Origin of the sequence: Clostridium sp. FS41 (assembly GCF_000954015.1) — a bacterium.
GTDB lineage: Bacteria > Bacillota > Clostridia > Lachnospirales > Lachnospiraceae > Enterocloster > Enterocloster citroniae.
This window is the reverse complement of record NZ_JYHN01000003.1, coordinates 1-13,759: the sequence shown is the minus strand read 5'-3', so window position 1 is coordinate 13,759 and position 13,759 is coordinate 1. Positions and strand designations below refer to the sequence as shown.

Genomic DNA, 13,759 nt, shown 5'->3' with positions numbered 1-13,759 from the left:
CTCATGATATTCGAGAAGCATGCGAACCTAAAGTATAAGTACGGAAACCGTCATTTCTGGTGCCGTGGATATTATGTGGACACAGTAGGAAAGAATACGGCGGCAATAAAGGCATACATCCAAAATCAGATAAAAGAGGACTTGGAATATGACCAGATGTCGTTAGTAGAGTACATAGACCCGTTTACGGGCGAGCCGGTGAAGAAAAACAAGAAGTAGGACTCTTAAGAGTCAGTAGGAAGTCAAAGCAAACCAGTAAGCCCCTATTGGGGCAAAGCCGGAGTAAGGAAGCACTGAACATGCCCTTTTAAGGGCAGCTGAGAATGTGGTGCAGCAGGCAGACTTTTCAGTGCGCCTTCCGGGCGCAAGCAGGTAACAGCCCCTTATAGGGGCAGAACAAGCCACCGGCTAAGCCGGTGGTCTTGACTTAATACTGAAGTATATTTTCTCAGATGTTTTGATTTTGTGGAAGGGTACTGGCTATGGATCGTTTACCTTGATATACGCAGTATTGTCCGGTATATATAAACCAAGGGCTGATCACTCATAGAGAAGCTTTCAGCCCTGCCATTATCATAGAAGATTTGCTTTTACAGAGATTTCTTCACACACTCTTATATTGCATCCCAAGGTTCATATGTACCGTACTCCAATATATCTGCAATCCTCTTACACGCATGACCATCTCCATACGGGTTAGATGCCTGTGCCATATTATTATATACTTCTTTGTCATCTAAAAGTTCTTTAAAGTTTTTATATATAGTTTCCTCGTCCGTTCCTACTAGTTTTAATGTTCCAGCATCCACCCCTTCTGTCCTTTCTGTTGTATCTCTCATAACAAGAACAGGTTTTCCATAGGAAGGTACTTCTTCCTGAATTCCACCTGAATCAGTAAGGCATAAGAAACATCTTGCTTCAAAATTATGACAGTCAATAACTTCAATTGGCTCAATAATATGAATCCTATCACATCCGCCAAGTTCATCATCAGCAGCTTTTCTAACTACAGGATTCATGTGAATTGGATACACAGCTTTACAATCCCGATGCTCATCGAGAACTCTTCTAATCGCCCGAAACATATTATGCATTGGTAATCCTAGATTTTCTCTTCTATGCGCAGTTATAAAAATCAACTTATCTTCACCCACCCAATCCAGCTCTGGATGAGTATAATCCTCTGTAACTGTATGCTGCATGGCATCTATAACAGTATTTCCAGTAATGTATATCGATTCCTTCATTTTTCCTTCTTTAATAAGATGATTAGCTGCAAGCTTTGTAGGGGCAAAATGAAATTTACTTACAATAGATACAGCTTGTCTGTTAAATTCCTCCGGATACGGGGAATATATATTATACGTGCGAAGACCTGCTTCGACATGCCCCACAGTAATCTGCAAATAAAAGCAAGCTAAAGCGGTCGCAAATGTTGTTGATGTATCCCCATGCACAAGAACAACATCAGGTCTTTCCTTTTCTAATATTACTCGTATCTTTTCCAGAATTCTAGTTGTAATATCAAACAAGGTTTGTCCTTTTTTCATAATAGAGAGATCAAAATCAGGTATCACATTGAATGTTGCCAAAACCTGATCCAACATTTGTCTGTGTTGACCTGTTACACAAACCACAGTTTTGATCTCTTTACGTTTTTTTAATTCATTTACTAATGGACACATTTTAATCGCTTCTGGTCTAGTACCAAAGACTAACATTATTTTTTTCATTCACCTATCAATCCTCTTATTTCTTATATTATTGTATTGACAACAATTTATTTTTAAAATTCAAATTTATAAAATACATATCATCATTTATCTTACTTTAGCTCTTTTACTTTTCTGTGTAATAAAATAGCTAAAGACATTTCAGATAAAAATGGTGCTAAACATGCCCCATTTCCTTTAAAATAATAAATTAATACAAAATTCAAAATTACAGTTATTACAACACTTATTTGAAAACATCTACTATATTCCTTATCATGTCCACTGGCTAATAAAGTTTGTATACCAGAAAAATTATTATTTATTGCTAATACCATCCAGAGAAGTAGTGGAATGATCCAATAAGAATAGGCTGCATATTCCTTACCGAAAGCAGTTCGCACCACCATTTTAGAAAATATTGCAACTACAAGTGCAATCGTTGAAAAAAGTGGCACAAAAACTCGTCTTGCTTTTTTGACAAATTGTTTTCCATATATTAATGATTGATGCATTTTTTGACTGGATATTGGATACATCACCTGAGATATAGGGCTCCATGCTAGTATTATTAAATTGGGGATTTTTTGAATAGCAGAGTAAATCCCCACTTCACTATTTGTCGCAAAAATCCCAAGGAATGTAATGCCAATTGCACCAAAAACCTTTGAACTCAATTGGGTTGTAAAAACATACCACCCTTCTATCATCTCATTATATATATCGCTGTAACTAATACTAACAAATCTTATATCATACGTTCTTTTAGCAACAAATAAACCTAATAGGCCGCTTACAAAAGGTGATACAGAGTATAAAAAGCAATATAGTAATAAATCATCCGGAGTATTAACAAAAATGAATATTAATATAACCGAAATTGTACGAGCAATTATGTTAATAATAGAAATATACTGCATTTGCTGCAGACCTTGAAAAAGCCAGTTTAGCTGTATGCAATTTCCAAACAGTGCTACCATTAAAACGAGCAAACACATACATTGATTTATATTTTCAATATTTAGTATTGTATATATGCCCGTAAGTATAAAACATACTGTAACCAATATACATCTTGAATATAAAACCGATGTGAAAATATAATTCAGATTTTTCGGAACGCCATTCGCTAAAACCACCTTTCTCGTTGCAGACATTCCAAATCCATATTCAACTATCACTTGAAAATATGTAATAATATTAATTGCAATTGAAAACATTCCATATTGCGATGCTCCTAAAATTCTGGTTATGTAGGGCAAAGTTAGAAGCGGTACTATAGTATTAAAGATCTGTAGTAAATACATCCAAGCTCCATTTTTAACTGACTTTTTCTCTAGTATAGATTTTATAGAAAGTATACTTTCTTTTTCCATTATTGTAGCATCTCGCTTAGTCCATCCATTAAGTTGTGAATAGACATTTCCTTTCTTTCAGAATATTCTAAGGCTACTCTACTATTCTAAGTATGATTAGTAACTTATCAGATTATATGTAAGGAATATCCTCTAAAATTATTATTATTCTAATCTTATCATTTCGCCTACTATTTAATTACTCTTTCATTATCTCTTACTTACAATTTTCTTTCACAGCATCCTCGACAGTATTCTTACACGAAACATTAGAACAAGCAATTCCGCAACCTATATCGACAGTTCCCCATTTTCCAATGCCTGATGCAGGAGTAAAGGTCATCTCACCAAATTTAATTCCTTCTTCAATTATATATAAATCTACTCTAACATAAATAAATCCTTTACTTAAGCAACTTGCAATTTCTAGCATTTCATGAAGACACTCTGGTTTTTTAGGTGGAACTTCATACTGCTGATATGTATTATATAAACTATTATTTCTATTCCATTTCAAATCAAAATAGCATTCCTTGGCAGTGTGAAGTTCTAAATTTCTATCGCCAATTACTTGAATAAATTGGGGTTCTCCATTAAAACAATGAATTTTATAGTCCATCAAGTTTCCATCTTTCTGGACAATAAACTTTTCCGCTATTATTCTTCTAGTAATTGTATAGTACTGCTGTTCCATTCCGGACATATCATAAGGTGTTTTCAACCACCTATCAGCCACTTTTCGCAATCTATTTTCATTAAACTTGTATTTTTCATTTATAATTAAATTCATACCACTTCCATGATTTGATTTTAAAACAAAGGGTTTTGGTATTATTTTAAAGTCAATGTCATCAGCATTAGACCAAACACCGTAAAGAGAAATCAAGTATTTTTCGCCTATCTTTTCTCTGACCCAATTCCTAACCAAGTACTTATCAGAAAGTACTGATTTTTCAGGAACATTATCATAAATTTTCAACCATTGGATCTTTTGATTAAAGTTTTTAGGACACTCTAAATCTAATTTTTCGCCTGTTTGTTTGAAATACCAATTTTTTAGTTCGACTCTTTTTTGTTCTTCATTCAATCTTTTGTAATGTTTTTCTCTTTTCAATAATACATAAAACATTATCTTGTCTTTTATTCCAAAGTTTAAAAAAATTGGATTTCTTACTATCCTTTTAGTAGTTTGATAGGCTATTCTAATATATTCATTCATTTTTTGCCTCTCTTAAATTCTCAATAAAATATTGCACATATCTATTTTTTAGTTATAAAATTCGGTCTTCTTTTGCTGGATATCTTTAATTTTCCAATTGGAATATGTGATAATTGCTAAATAAAATGGTACATCAAAGGCTCTCTGAGCATCAAATATATTTAACATCGTGCATGTGACTATCATATATGCCGATACTCCCCAAATTACTGATTTTAAATTACCTCCTTGTATTTTTAAAGACTGTATACATGTTTTTATTGCAAAGTAAAATAAAGTTCCATAAATATATATTGAAGACACGCCCAATCTAAAAAAACCTCCTAAAAGACCAAGATCCTCAAGCCAATATATCATATTCCCCGCATATGTCATAATCGCATTTGCAGAATCATTTCCACTAGTAAGAAATCCCAGTCCTAGTATTGGATTTTTTGATATAAATAAATTAGAATAATGCTTAAAGCACAATAAACGAACTGCTGTTGAATTTCCTAGAGTGGAATTATTAACAGAAAAAGTATAAATTAAGTTAAGAAAAGGTTTACTTGTTAAAATAACTATAGCAAGAAAAATTAATATTGCACGGCGTGTAAACACACCTAATTCTTTTCCATTTAAAAAATAATACACAACGAAACATGTTCCAATTGCTGTTAGAAATTGAAATCTAAAAACAGTAATATTCATCAAAAACCAAATAATAAAGATGACTGCAATTTTATAAATAAGTTTTCCATTTTGTTCAAACCCCTTACAAAAAAATATAACCAAAGATATTCCGATTAAATATCCCGCATTGACTCTTTGCAATCCATTTCTAAACCAGTCTTTAAATTCAAATAATAGTCTTTCAAAAATAATCTGATCACTAAAATTGAATAAAAACCATGCTATTGCTTTACAGATAAGAATACAAATAACAAAAAGACTCAAACGAAGTAATAGTTTCTCCATTCCACCATTTTTATAAAACACATAAGTAATGGGAAATGCTAGAAATATATATAGATATGGAATAAGTACATAAAATAGTTCTTTAAATGAATAATTATATGATACCAAAGTATAAATGCTACTAATAAAAATTAAAAATAGATATATTCGTATATATCTATATTCTGTTTTGATGATATTAGATAAGCGTTTGTCATGTTTAGCAATAGAAAGAACTGCAATAGCCATTATTACACCAAGTATAATAACTATAGTTCTAGTGGAATAATATCCAATATATTCTTTTTTTGTCAATTGCATAAAACCAAGTATAAGTATGCAACATAACTCTATTCCTATTTCTAATATTTTAGACAATTTTACCATAATATTACCTATATATGAAATACTGTAGTCAAATTCATACATTCCTTTCATGCTTGTTCGATAGTATTCCAAGATAACCAATTTCAGAATAAACGTATGAATATATCACGAATTTATTATCTCATTAACTATTAAATCCAGATCTGTATCATCATAAAACTTTCTGCAGTTTTTTCTCATTGTTTCATGATGCAAATCAACATAAGCTATTTTTTTAGCAACTGTCTGTGGAGACAAATCTTTACAACAAACGCCAATATTATATTTCTCAAAAGGTTGCTTTAATCCTAATACATCAGTTCCAATCATTGGTACGCCATATCCAGCATATTCATAAATTTTATTTGGAGCACAGTATAGGATGTTTAGTGGTGAAATCACTACACTCTTATAATTTGTTACATACGGCAATAGCCCTATATAAGCATATTCTAGAAAATGCAGATGACTTGGTGGATTAAAAAACCCCAAATATACAACATGTGAATACTTTTTTAAAAATTCTTTAAATTTAACATTTTCACTTTCTGGTACATTACCAAGAATATAAAGGCAATATTCACTCCCTGCTAATTCTAGTGCTCTAGCGAATGGTTCCAAGTTACGATCTACACTTAACACCCCCAAATACATAATCTTTTTTCGTCCATCAGATTTAATAATCGTTAACGCTTTCTGCACATCTTCATGTATTTCACCCGCATATAAACTATATGGTTTATTAGGCAAAACACTAGGGATATTATCCAACTTCCAAAAAACTTTTTGGATGTAGGCTCTATTTATTTCAGGAACCACTGTTTTCCACGATAAATTAGCATACTTTGCTAAATTAAATTTTAGAAACTTTGCTCCACTAAATAACGGGAAGTATTCTTCCAATTCCATTAATTGCATAATATGTTTATATGTTAACAATACCCTGTTTAATGTGCGAACAGTAGAGTCTGTTGTTGTCCACACTATATCACCATCTGACATGTTTTGAATAACTGCTTTTCGATACCCATGACCCGTCCCAAAGCGTCTTATAATCCTCATTAATAGATTAGAACTAGAGATAACCGGGAATTCAATAATGACAATTTCACCTTTTTTTATTTTATTAGGTAATCTATCTGTATTACCTGATATCAATACTACATTATATCTATTATATAATAAATTTTCGAGTAGACTCAGAACTGGAGGATATAACATTATATTTCCATAATGAACTACCACAATTTTATTTTTCTTCTTATCAAATTCCATAAAAACACCTCATATAATAAACTACTTGTATTTTCTTAACCAACAAGCAAATTGGGGACTTAACGCAAAAATAAATGCTTTAAATTTATATCTATTTGTTTTAGCATGTCTCATTGGAAACCTACGATCTATAGAAAAATTTTCATCTTTATAAAGCCTTCCATCGTATATTGCATACATATATTGTGCTGCTATATTATCTTGAAAACATTTATAACTGTTTTCGTTTGCTTTAGATGAAAAAAATTTATCAAGTTCCTCAGCAACTATAATCCTATCCATAGCTCTCTTTTTCTTATTTGATGGGCTTCTTGTGATAGATTGATTGTTTGTAATTCTGTAGTTATAAAAGCAAAATTTCAAATCAAAAACCGCTTTTGCATAATACAATAATATAGGGGTCCATAATTCATCCTCATGCAATAATCCTATTTTAAATCTAAGATTATTATCTTCAATAAGCGATCTCTTTGTGATATAATACGGCGCGCAAACTCTCATATTATTCTGATACAATGAATATTGAAAAAAATCAGTCCCTCTTTTTATATCTTCAGCTTCTCTTAAGTAAGGTCTGCTGTTTTCTTTTCCTCCCATTTCTGTATAATGACTTGCATATCCTGCAATGACTTCAACATTTTTTTTACAAATAATATCATTAAATACCTCCAATGAATTTGGTTCAATAAAGTCGTCACTATCTAAAAAAATAATATAATCTCCGGAACACACACTTAGACCAAAATTTCTTGTTGCTGATAAGCCTTCATTTTTTTTTGTATAGATATGTATTTTTTCTTTGAAATTTTTTTCATATTCTACACAAATCTCATACGAATTATCAGTTGAACCATCATTTACCAAAACAATTTCATAATTATTGAATGTTTGTAATAATACAGAGTCAACACATTCTTTTAAATATTTTTCAGCATTATAAATGGGTACTATTATACTAAACTTGACCGCCATAGTTTTTATTTTTTCATTTTAACCTTTCATTTGTTCTGCAATATCAGCATTAACAATTTCTTCACCTGTCTTATGTTTTAATTGCTCCTGTGACGCCTCGCTCAAACCATTGTTAATGACACAATTCATATCACAAGTGCTACACTTATCCAGTTCCTCTTTACTTACTTTACCATCACGATAATCACAACAAATCTTATTTTCATACATACTGTATGGATTCTTCCCAAACAGGGACTTAAGTTTGTGTATTAGAACCCATACAGCAGGCTTCCAGATATACTTATGCATTGCAGGACTTACGCTACCAATCATCCAGCAATTTCGATCACAGCAGCGAACTTTCGCACGAACCGCATCAGCTTCTGAACTATTCCATATTTCATCCCAGGCCTGACTGTTCAGATTACCCATGACTTCTTTATCTTTAGTACCATTGCAAGGCATGACATCACCATACGGATCAATAAAGAATGTATCAAAGCTCATATCGCAAGGAAGTAACCTTTTCTGACCATAGATATAGTTAATCAAGCCATGATTAAAATAGGCACGGAACCACTTTTTCGGACTGTCACTTCGTAGAAGTTCATTTACCAGGCTCTCAATGTTTTTGGCAACCATTGGGCGATCATGAATAATGTTCTTCTCTTCTACGAAATAGAAGCTGTTATGTAAGCTGGCTGTTGCAAACTCCATCCCCATCTTATCAGAGATTTTATACAGTGAAACAAGATTAGATGCATTCTTATCCTGTATGGTCATACCAAATCCAACATCCTTCATTCCCATTTCGCGCAATCTTTTTAGGGTACTATAACCACGCTGATAGCCATTCTGAAGACCGCGAATCTCATTATTAATTTGTTCCAATCCTTCAATAGAAATACGAATTCCTAGTTGTGGATATTTCTTACAAAGACTAACAACACGATCTGTAAAAAAGCCATTCGTGGAAATAACAATACGATCTGATTTTTTATATAACTCGTATATAATATCATCTAAGTCAGTGCGAATAAATGGTTCCCCACCAGTAACGTTAGTGAAGTACATATTCGGTAACTTCTTAATAGTTTCTATAGTGATTTCTTCTTCTGGTTTAGAAGGTGCCTTGTATCGGTTACACATAGTGCAACGCGCATTACATCGATAGGTCACAATGATCGTGCCATTTAATTTCTTTTCACTATTTTTATCCACAACTCTTTCCTCCACCTAATTATTAATAATTTCCATATATTTTTTAATATAGTCATCGGCAACCTTGGACCATAAGTAATTATTGATAATCTTCTTCATGCCCTTTTCTCCCATTATCTTACAGTCATTTTTCTGCACAACATGTAAAAAAATTTTATCCGCCCATTGATTCACCTCGAAATTATCCATAACTATTCCATCTACGCCATTTTTAATTACATCAATCGGTCCTGCTGCTTTATATGTGATAACAGGTGTACCAAAGTACATTGCTTCCAGTAATACCATCCCAAAAATTTCATATCTTGTAGGCAATATAAATAAACTGCTAATTGTATACAAATTCGGCAAATCCTTCTGTGGAATACCCTCAATAAAATGTACATCTTTTATGTTTTTATTTTTAACATACTCTTGGACATCCTTAAGCATTGGTCCCTTTCCAACATAAACTAAACAGCAATTTTCATATCTGGTCTTAACCTTTTCATAGATATCTACGCAGAACAAAGGTTTTCTACGTTCTTCTACTTTTCCCACGTAGAGTAGTATCTTACATGTGTCTGGAATATTCAATTCTTTTTTATAATCAATTTTGGTCCCGCCGCTAAAATTAGCTACTTCTAAACCAACGGGAATCACATCAACATTAGAAAATTTCTTTCTCTCAAGATAGTTCTTTGCCGAAGTTGTCTTTGCTATGCAGTATTTTGTGTTTTTGCGTAATACTTTAAGTAATGTCCAGTCAAAAACACATTGAATTAGACGCTTATATTTTTCGGGATAGTTCTCATACATCCCTTGCCATAATACAAATTTAATTTTTCTTTTCTTACAATAACAGCTCGTTAATACTGTTGTAATTTGACTATCATCCAATGCTTGAATCATATCATATTCGTTAGAACTGAGAATTTTCACCAGATCCTTATAATACCCCTGCTGCCCAGGAAGTTTGATTCCCTTAAGCCAATAAACCGTTACACCGTTATTTTTTCCTGTTTTTTCTCTGTATGTCTCATTTTTGTCAGAAATCAGAAATACATCTACCTTAATTCCTATTTTGTCTAATTCTTTTGCCATACCAATTTCCTGAATATTATAACCATTTGTTGAGACAGCAGAAGAAGCGGATCTAATAAGAGCTATGTGTTTCATATCAATTCTCCTAATCCATATAATCTTAATTATAAAATATCTAATATAGTGAATTTATTGGGGGTATTTCCTAAAGAAAATATTATTCGTTTATATACAGAATCAAATTTCAAATCTTAAAGTATTGATTTTATAGTGCTTGAACTCATCAATATATCGGTAAAAACTAAGTACGAATATCAATACATAGGCTATTAGTGTCCCATTAAATATGGCATTGACCACAAGTAATAACATAATACATTTCGCCCCAAGAAGAATTAGAGGATGCCTTTTATGGAAAGTTTTTAATAAGCTTAATCATTTTGGTAGAATTATAGGTCATTCTGTTATTTTTGTGACACTATTCATATAAATACATCACCTATCCTACTCTTTATTCAATTATCTTTTCTTTCTATACAATTTCAGTGTCTCTCCAGCCACATTATCCCAATTGTATTTGTTGCATATAAATTCTGCAGCTTCTTTTTTATATTTTTCCACAGCTTTCGTATTCTCACACATCATTTGTAGCTTTTTGCCCAAATCTATTATATCTGATTTTTTAAAAGTCACTGCCTTGTTTTCTACAACCTCAACACATTCTGAAATATCCGAAGTCAAACAGCAATTTCCATAACTCATTGCTTCCAATAAACTCAGTGGCATACCTTCTAAATCAGATGGCAGGCAGTAAACATATGTATTACTATATAATTCCTCAAGCATCTTTCCTTGTACAAAACCGGTAAAAATGATTCTTTTGTCGTCTTTAGCAAGTTCTTTTAACTCTTGCATAAAAGCATCCGTATCTGAACTTCCTCCAGCGATGACTAACTTTTTATCTGTTTTAATATCTTTAAACGCCTCTATCAAATACCTTAATCCCTTCTCCGGTACCACACGACCCAGAAAAAGGACATATTCGTCTTTTTCAAGATTGAATTTTTCACGAATGAGCTGAGCATCGTAGATCTTCGGCCGACTGACACCATTGGGAATAAACACAGTTTTTCTTCCATAAGTATCCATAAAATATTTCTGAACGCTTTCTGAAAGAACAATAATCTCATCGGCAAACTTTACAGCTACTCTTTCTCCAAATTTTATATAGTCGCTAGCAAAACTGTTCCATTTAGCTCTTTGCCAATCGATACCGTGTATGGTTGCAATACACCTTTTTCCAAAAAATTTAGGAAGCCACAGCATGGCACAAGGTCCTTCCGCATGGAAATGAATGACATCATAGCTTGAAAATGCACAACACAATGCTGCCATAAATGAAGATGTCATAGCAGCAAGCCCCTTACAATTAACCGTAAAGACTGATTTGAGATTTATGCCTTTATACGCTTTCAAAGTGGCCCCATCAAATTCCTTTCCACTGACATGATGGCCAGAACGATTGTAACAAGTAACTGACTGCCCTTTTTGTACCAGCCGAACGCTGAGCTCTTCCACAACAATTTCAATGCCTCCCTCACGCGATGGAATGCGCTTATGCCCTAGCATTGCAATTTTTAACTGTTCTTTCATTTTTGAATACTCCTATATACATCTCAATCTCTCATGAAGAGATCCCGCGTATAAACTTTTTCTTTCACATCATCCAGACACCTGTTGTAGCGGTTTGCGATAATAGTCTGACTCTGCCTTTTGAATATGTTTAAATCGTTTACAACCACACTGCCAAAGAAGGTATCACCATCTTTTAAAGATGGTTCATAGATGATAACCGTGGCTCCCTTTGCCTTAATGCGCTTTATAATACCCTGAATAGAGCTCTGACGAAAGTTATCGGAATTAGATTTCATAGTCAAGCGATATACACCAATTGTAACCGACTTTTCCTGGGTTTTATCAAACTCATTATCCTCATCGTATCCATAATAACCAGACAGACGCAACACACGATCTGCAATAAAGTCCTTCCTTGTTTTATTGCTCTCAACGATTGCTTCAATCAGTTTTTCTGGAACATCAACGTAGTTTGCCAGTAATTGTTTAGTATCCTTGGGTAAGCAATAACCACCATAACCAAAGGAAGGATTGTTATAATGATTACCAATACGGGGCTCGAGGCAGACACCATCAATAATTTGTTTGCTATTCAGTCCTTTGCTTTCTGCATAAGTATCCAGTTCATTGAAATAAGCTACACGTAGTGCGAGATAGGTATTGGCAAAAAGCTTGACAGCTTCGGCTTCCGTAACTCCCATGAACAATGTGCTAACGTTTTTCTTGATTGCCCCCTCCTGCAACAGACTAGCAAACTCATATGCTGCATCAGCCAGACGTTTATCATTTAAATTAGTACCAACAATAATTCGACTCGGATACAAGTTATCATAAAGAGCCTTACTTTCACGCAGGAACTCCGGGCTAAAGAGAATGTTCGGATTACCTGTTTTCTCACAAATGAGTGCAGTATAACCGACTGGGATTGTTGATTTGATAACTATTATGGCGTTAGGATTGTACTTCATAACAAGCTTAATCACAGTCTCGACTGCAGACGTATCGAAGTATTGAGTAGTTGAATTATAATTTGTAGGGACTGCGATAACCACAAAATCTGCGGTACAATATGCCTCTCTGGCATCAAGCGTTGCAGTCAGATTCAACTCTTTCTCAGACAGATACCTCTCAATGTACTCGTCTTGAAGAGGGGATATTCTTTTATTGATCAGTTCCACTTTCTCTGGAATAATATCAACAGCCCAGACATTATGGCGCTGTGAAAGCAAAATAGCAATTGATAATCCTACATAACCGGTACCAGCAACGGCAATTGTATAATTTCTATTCATAATATTAACACCTTTTCCCAGCAAAGAAATTTTCTATTCTCTAATTTAATATCTAATGGTTTTAAGCACCAAATAGTTACGTATATAATCTGTTAAACCAGACCGCAATGTACTTTATATTGCAGATGATTTCAACTGACAACTTGATCGTATATTTAAGTACTAATCTTTACCTTCAAGTATCACTCGTGTTTACTCCAATTTTTACTTAAATCTTTCTCCTCAATCTATTACTAAACCTTTTAGTATTTATATTTTTTGATTTAGCATTAGACTCAACAGTTTCCAAACTCTCAAAGCTATCTATTTTTGTAAAGTATTTTCAACTAAATGTTGAATCTATTGATGTTTTTACTATCAACTGTGAAATTTGGCGGTAACATAAACCACATACATACCCCATTCAAACTATTGTGAAAAATGTACCAATTGACTCCGACACCGGATTATTCTAAAAAAAGTTTTTATTTCCGTGAGGCTATTTTACGATAATACCCCATAGTGTTTGACTATCAGATCATAACTGAAAATGGGGAGGAAATATTCGCAGTGGTATCAAAGAGTATTGTATTTAAGGTATCATTTATATCTAATAAAAGTGATGCATTTTTACCTTAGGTAAATCCCCTTAACTTATCTTTAAAACACATTTCTAGACCTGGTTTGTTTTATGATTTTTATCTATGTCTTTAATGAGTTCTGGATAGAATCTCCTCCAAATAATTGTTATTATTTGCACCAACCACCCTCACAAATCCCCACAACCATTCC

General features: G+C 33.1%; 11 protein-coding genes. 1 reads left to right on the top strand and 10 read right to left on the bottom strand.

From position 1 onward, the window contains the following. The coding region (locus CLFS41_RS00070; RefSeq protein WP_045091080.1) for an IS200/IS605 family transposase at positions 1-219 on the top strand (219 nt) is incomplete at its 5' end. 395 nt (positions 220-614) lie between these two features. On the opposite strand, the gene wecB is transcribed toward CLFS41_RS00070, so the two are convergent. The 10 genes from wecB to CLFS41_RS00015 form a co-directional block, all read right to left on the bottom strand. Further along, positions 615-1,733 carry a UDP-N-acetylglucosamine 2-epimerase (non-hydrolyzing) gene (gene wecB, locus CLFS41_RS00065; RefSeq protein ID WP_045091075.1) on the bottom strand — a complete coding sequence of 373 codons (1,119 nt, stop codon included), beginning with the start codon at positions 1,731-1,733 and terminating at the stop codon, positions 615-617. Positions 1,734-1,825: 92 nt separating this feature from the next. Further along, positions 1,826-3,088: a flippase gene (locus CLFS41_RS00060; protein WP_045091074.1), complete on the bottom strand. Its 1,263-nt coding sequence runs from the start codon at positions 3,086-3,088 to the stop codon at positions 1,826-1,828. A 196-nt stretch (positions 3,089-3,284) separates the two neighbouring features. After that, on the bottom strand, positions 3,285-4,286 hold the full coding sequence (locus tag CLFS41_RS00055; protein ID WP_052665557.1) for an ATP-grasp fold amidoligase family protein: 1,002 nt from the start codon (positions 4,284-4,286) through the stop codon (positions 3,285-3,287). A gap of 48 nt (positions 4,287-4,334) precedes the next feature. Beyond that, entirely contained in the window at positions 4,335-5,651 is a 1,317-nt protein-coding gene (locus CLFS41_RS00050; protein WP_045091073.1) for a hypothetical protein, read from the bottom strand. Between the two features lie 63 nt (positions 5,652-5,714). Further along, the gene (locus CLFS41_RS28830) at positions 5,715-6,863 is read right to left on the bottom strand and encodes a glycosyltransferase (RefSeq protein WP_052665555.1); all 1,149 of its coding nucleotides are present in this window, start codon (positions 6,861-6,863) and stop codon (positions 5,715-5,717) included. A gap of 21 nt (positions 6,864-6,884) precedes the next feature. Continuing rightward, positions 6,885-7,835: a glycosyltransferase gene (locus CLFS41_RS00035; RefSeq protein ID WP_052665553.1), complete on the bottom strand. Its 951-nt coding sequence runs from the start codon at positions 7,833-7,835 to the stop codon at positions 6,885-6,887. A gap of 18 nt (positions 7,836-7,853) precedes the next feature. Further along, complete coding sequence (locus CLFS41_RS00030; protein WP_045091072.1) at positions 7,854-9,038, bottom strand: radical SAM protein; 1,185 nt, start codon at positions 9,036-9,038, stop codon at positions 7,854-7,856. A gap of 15 nt (positions 9,039-9,053) precedes the next feature. Next, positions 9,054-10,196 (bottom strand): glycosyltransferase family 4 protein, encoded by a 1,143-nt coding sequence (locus CLFS41_RS00025; protein ID WP_045091071.1) that lies wholly within the window; start codon positions 10,194-10,196, stop codon positions 9,054-9,056. Between the two features lie 384 nt (positions 10,197-10,580). Continuing rightward, a complete protein-coding gene (locus CLFS41_RS00020) occupies positions 10,581-11,714 on the bottom strand; it encodes a glycosyltransferase family 4 protein (RefSeq protein ID WP_045091070.1) in 1,134 nt (377 codons plus the stop codon). Between the two features lie 23 nt (positions 11,715-11,737). After that, positions 11,738-12,988 (bottom strand): nucleotide sugar dehydrogenase, encoded by a 1,251-nt coding sequence (locus CLFS41_RS00015; protein WP_045091069.1) that lies wholly within the window; start codon positions 12,986-12,988, stop codon positions 11,738-11,740. Between the last annotated feature and the right edge of the window lie 771 nt (positions 12,989-13,759).

Coding starts and splice junctions, on each gene's coding strand:
- wecB (WP_045091075.1), bottom strand. CDS start 1,733: ATGAAAAAAATAATGTTAGTCTTTGGTACTAGACCAGAAGCGATTAAA.
- CLFS41_RS00060 (WP_045091074.1), bottom strand. CDS start 3,088: ATGGAAAAAGAAAGTATACTTTCTATAAAATCTATACTAGAGAAAAAG.
- CLFS41_RS00055 (WP_052665557.1), bottom strand. CDS start 4,286: ATGAATGAATATATTAGAATAGCCTATCAAACTACTAAAAGGATAGTA.
- CLFS41_RS00050 (WP_045091073.1), bottom strand. CDS start 5,651: ATGTATGAATTTGACTACAGTATTTCATATATAGGTAATATTATGGTA.
- CLFS41_RS28830 (WP_052665555.1), bottom strand. CDS start 6,863: ATGGAATTTGATAAGAAGAAAAATAAAATTGTGGTAGTTCATTATGGA.
- CLFS41_RS00035 (WP_052665553.1), bottom strand. CDS start 7,835: ATGGCGGTCAAGTTTAGTATAATAGTACCCATTTATAATGCTGAAAAA.
- CLFS41_RS00025 (WP_045091071.1), bottom strand. CDS start 10,196: ATGAAACACATAGCTCTTATTAGATCCGCTTCTTCTGCTGTCTCAACA.
- CLFS41_RS00020 (WP_045091070.1), bottom strand. CDS start 11,714: ATGAAAGAACAGTTAAAAATTGCAATGCTAGGGCATAAGCGCATTCCA.
- CLFS41_RS00015 (WP_045091069.1), bottom strand. CDS start 12,988: ATGAATAGAAATTATACAATTGCCGTTGCTGGTACCGGTTATGTAGGA.